This window comes from Microvirga sp. P4_G7 (assembly GCF_056401005.1).
This window is the reverse complement of sequence record NZ_JBFUKD010000262.1, coordinates 1-4805: the sequence shown is the minus strand read 5'-3', so window position 1 is coordinate 4805 and position 4805 is coordinate 1. Positions and strand designations below refer to the sequence as shown.

Genomic DNA, 4805 nt, shown 5'->3' with positions numbered 1-4805 from the left:
TTGCCGTCATGTATGCCGGCCGCATCGTCGAGATCGGTCCGACGGACGATGTCTTGGATCGGCCCGTCCATCCCTACACGATCGGCCTCCTGCAGTCGGTGGCGGCGAATGTGGCGCGCGGTGCACCATTGCAGGCCATCCCCGGAATGGCTCCGTCGCCGCTCAGCCGTCCGACAGGCTGTGCATTCCGCACGCGCTGCGCCCACGCCTCCGCAATCTGCGAGACAGAGCCCGTCGTTGATCGAGCAGGGGAAATCGCATGGCGATGCTTCCATCCGCAATCGAGGAGGGCGGCATGACGTCTCCAATCGAGATGCCGCTCGTCGAAGCGGTCCAGGTCTCGAAGCGGTTCAGCCGGGAACTGGACTACGCCGAAAAGCTGGCGCGCGTCCTTGGTGCGGACCTGAAACCACAGGTGGTTCACGCCGTCGACAAGGTCGATCTCAAGATCATGCCGGGTGAAGTCGTCGGTCTCGTCGGCGAGTCCGGGTGTGGAAAATCGACGCTCGGACGTGTGCTTGCCGGGATCATGCCGCAAAACGACGGCGATGTGCTTTGGAACGGTCAGGACCGGCGCGGCCTCGATCGAAAATCGGCGCGCGCTTCGCGATTGGCTGCGCAGATGATCTTTCAGGATCCGATGTCGTCGCTCAACCCGCGCAAACGGGTGGTCGACATCATCGGCGAAGCGCCGCTCGCACACGGTCTCGTACCGCGCGCCCGCAAAGACGAGTATGTCGCGGCAATCATGGAACGTGTCGGGCTCGATCCGTCCTATCGCGATCGGTATCCGCATCAATTCTCCGGTGGACAGCGTCAGCGGATCGGTATTGCGCGCGCGCTCGCCGTGAAGCCGCAATTCATCGTCTGCGACGAGTCGGTCGCAGCGCTCGACGTGTCGATTCAAGCTCAGATCATTAACCTGTTCATGGAACTCAGGCGCGATCTCGGCCTGACCTATCTGTTCATCAGTCATGACATCGGCGTTGTGAAACATATCAGCGACCGTGTCGCGATCATGTATCTGGGCCGCATCGTCGAGAGCGCGCCGGCCGAGGCGTTCTTCGCCCAGCCCAACCACCCCTATACGGTGGCGCTGCTGCAGGAAGTACCGACGATCGCCAATCGCCGCCGAGCCTTCTCGCCGATCAAGGGCGAGATTCCATCTCCATTGTCGCCACCGAGCGGCTGCCATTTCCATCCGCGCTGCCCGCACGCTTTCGATCGATGCCGCCGCGAGGCGCCACTGCTCCAGGAAATTGCGCCCGGCCACATCAGCGCATGCCACCTCAACGACAGCCAATCGACCATCAGACGGCCCGAAATCGCCGCTGCATCCTGATCCAGAAGGGAAACACCAATGAAGTTGCTCGCAAACCTGAAGACTTTCGGTCTCTCCGTTTCGCTCGCCGCCCTCTTGGGGGCCGCCCCGGCCCTTGCCGCGGATCTCATCATCGGAAGCTCAACGGAGCCGTCTGCCCTCGACCCCCATTTCTCGCGGACGGGCAACAATCAGAATATCGCGGCTCAGATCTTCGATCGTCTCATCTCGCCCGATCCTAACCTGCAAATGACACCGGCACTCGCGGAATCCTGGCAGAATGTCGATCCGACGACTTGGCGCATCAAGTTGCGTTCGGGCGTGACCTTTCAAGATGGAACACCGCTGACGGCGGAAGACGTCATTTTTTCGCTCAACCGCGTGAAGGATATCCCAAACAGCCCCGCGCCTTTCACCGGCAATATTGGTGCGATCKCAAGCATGACGGTGATCGATCCGCAGACGATCGAGTTCAAGACAAAGAAGCCGACGCCTGACTTTATCGAGCAGGTCGGTCTCGTCTACATCGTTCAGAAGAAGTTGGCCGACGGGAAGTCGATCGAGGCCTTCAACGACCGCTCGGCCGCCGTGGGGACAGGTCCCTACAAGGTCAAGGAATGGGTGCCGGGCGATCATATCTCGCTCGTGCGCAACGACGGCTATTGGGGTCCCAAGCCCGCATTCGACAACGTCACCATCAAATTCATCGCCAACGATGCCGCGCGGGTCGCTGCGCTCCGGTCGGGCTCTGTCGATCTCATCGATGCCGTTCCACCCGGCGATGTGCGCGGCCTGTCGAACGTCAAGGGGATCAAGCTCTGGTCGATCCCATCGGCCCGCGTGATCTATCTCGCCCTCGATGCGAGCCGGGACGAGAGTCCGTTCGTCGTCGGCGCCGACGGCAAGCCGCTCAACCCCAACCCGTTGAAGGACGTGCGGGTCCGGCAGGCCCTTTCGAAGATGATCAACCGGCAGCTCATCGTCGGTCGGCTTCTCGATGATGCGGGTGAGCCCGCCGGCCAGATCGTTCCCGATGGCATCGGCGGAGCCGACGCGAGCCTGAAGGCTACGGCGCCCGATGTCCCAGGGGCCAAGAAGCTCCTCGCGGATGCCGGATTCCCACAAGGATTCGGTCTCACCCTTCACACCTCCAACGACCGCTTCGCCGGAGACGCGGAGAGTGCGCAGGCCATCGGGCAAATGTTCGCGCAAGGCGGGATCAAGGTGAACGGCGTCGTCGCGCAGCCGTACAATGTCTACGCGTCTGCGGCCGGCAAACAATCGTTCAGCGCGTTCATCTTCTCGCTTGGCACGACGACGCCGACATCGGCGACGAGCCTTCGCAACTTGCTCATGACGCCTGACAAAGATGCGGGGACCGGATCGTTCAACCGCACGCGCTATTCGAACCCGAAGTTCGACGAGAAGATGAAGGACGCGACGTCCGAATTCGATCCGGCAAAGCGCGTAGCCCTGTTGCAGGAAGCGACGCGGATCGCAATGGACGACGTCCCGCTCATCCCGCTGTTCTGGCCCAAGGTCTATTGGGCTTCGAAAGCGAACATCACCTACACGCCCAATCGCGGTGAGGATCTCATGGCGACCCTCGCGGGAACCGCCCAATGACGTCCCAGGCTGCTCGACCGATCGCCGTCTCCACCGCTCCGGCGGTGGAGGCTCTCGCCGACGATGTGGTGGTCCATCGCGATGTGATGGTTCGCTTGCGCGACGGCGTCCGCCTCGCCACGGACGTGTATCGTCCCGCGGTCGATGGACGGCCTGTCGCCGATCCGTTGCCGGTGATCATGGAGCGAACTCCCTACGGCAAGCGCGAGCGGTCCCGTTCCGAAATTGAACCGGGGATGGCTCAGCCGATGACCCGTGCCGAAGTCGCGATGCATTTCGTGCGCGCGGGCTTCGTGGTGGTCTATCAGGATTGTCGCGGACGCTATGGATCGGAGGGAGTCTTCACAAAGTATCTCTCCGAAGGGCCCGACGGATACGACACCTGTGCCTGGATCGTCGATCAGGAATGGTGCAATGGCAAGATCGGCACGATGGGGCTGTCATACGCGGCCCACACGCAGGCGGCGCTCGCATCGCTCAATCCGCCAGGTCTTTCGTGCATGGTGCTCGATTCCGGCGGCTTTTCCAGTGCGTACCGCACGGGTATCCGCCAGGGTGGTGCTTTCGAGTTGAAACAGCTCACCTGGGCCTACAACAACGCGAAGGAAAGTCCCGAGGCGCAGAACGATCCCCTCATCCTCAACGCGCTGGAGGCCGAGGACATTCGAGCCTGGTTCACAGTCCTGCCATGGTCCGAAGGGCGATCACCGGTGCGCTGGGTGCCCGAATACGAGCGCTACGTCCTCGAACAATGGCGCCAAGGCACATTTGGCGAGTTTTGGAAGAAGGTCGGCATTTACGCAGAAGGATCCTACGATACTTTTCCAGATGTGCCGGTTGCCCTGTTGTCGAGCTGGTACGATGCCTATGTGCGCACGACATTCGACAATTACGAAGGCCTTTCGCGCAACAAGACTCGACCCATGTCGCTCATCATGGGTCCTTGGCTACACGGCAATCGCAACACGGTCTCCGCTGGGGATGTGTATTTTGGTGAGGACGCCAGAATTTCAGGAAGCGTCACGCCATCGTGGCTCGAGTTCCGCCGACGCTGGTTCGAACGATGGCTCAAGGGCGTCGAGAACAGCGCCGATCGCGATCCACGCGTCCGCTTGTTCCTGATGGGTGGCGGATCCGGCTGCAAGACGCCGACCGGGAAGCTCGATCACGGCGGCCGGTGGATCGAGGCGACGCAATGGCCGGTTCCTGGCACGGAGTTCCGCGCCTTTCACCTGCACAACGACGGCGGTTTGCGCGAAGCGCCTGCAAAAGCCGACGCGATGCCTCTCAGCTATGATTTCGACCCGTCCGATCCCGTGCCGACGATCGGCGGCGCGTTGACCAGCGGACAACCTGTCTTCGAAGGTGGTGCGTTCGATCAGCGCGAGGGATCGCAATTTTTCGGGTGTCGCAATCCCGGCTTGCCGCTCTCGGCGCGTCGGGACGTGTTGTCGTTCGAGACGGCTCCCCTCGATCAAGATCTGGCTGTCGTCGGCCCTCTCACCATCGATCTTTGGGTGTCATCGGACGCCCTCGATACGGACTTCACGGCAAAGTTGATCGACGTCTATCCGCCCTCCGCCGATTATCCCACCGGGTACGCGATGATCCTGACCGACGGCATCATGCGATGCCGCTACCGAAAGTCATGGGAACATCCGGAACTCATCTCGGATGGTGAGGTCTTCCAAATCACGATCGAACCTTTCGCGACGGCAAACCTTTTTGCACAAGGTCATCGGATTCGCCTGGACATCTCGTCGTCCAATTTCCCGAAGTTCGACGTCAATCCGAATACCGGCGACCCGGAGGGTGTCGGGCGCACGCGCAAGATTGCGCGCAACACGGTGTTCTGCGA

The 4805-nt window shown here is 61.5% G+C and carries 4 protein-coding genes; all 4 read left to right on the top strand.

The genetic code is table 11. The features are described from left to right. Window positions 1-299, top strand: a 299-nt coding sequence (locus AC1DT3_RS12345; protein ID WP_477465547.1) for an oligopeptide/dipeptide ABC transporter ATP-binding protein, incomplete at its 5' end; no start/stop codon positions are given. Beyond that, on the top strand, window positions 296-1342 hold the full coding sequence (locus AC1DT3_RS12340; RefSeq protein ID WP_477465546.1) for an ABC transporter ATP-binding protein: 1047 nt from the start codon (window positions 296-298) through the stop codon (window positions 1340-1342). The genes AC1DT3_RS12345 and AC1DT3_RS12340, both read left to right, overlap by 4 nt. 18 nt (window positions 1343-1360) lie before the next feature. Beyond that, window positions 1361-2947 carry an ABC transporter substrate-binding protein gene (locus AC1DT3_RS12335; protein WP_477465545.1) on the top strand — a complete coding sequence of 529 codons (1587 nt, stop codon included), beginning with the start codon at window positions 1361-1363 and terminating at the stop codon, window positions 2945-2947. Next, a partial coding sequence (locus AC1DT3_RS12330; RefSeq protein ID WP_477465544.1) for a CocE/NonD family hydrolase occupies window positions 2944-4805 on the top strand: 1862 nt, incomplete at its 3' end. The genes AC1DT3_RS12335 and AC1DT3_RS12330, both read left to right, overlap by 4 nt.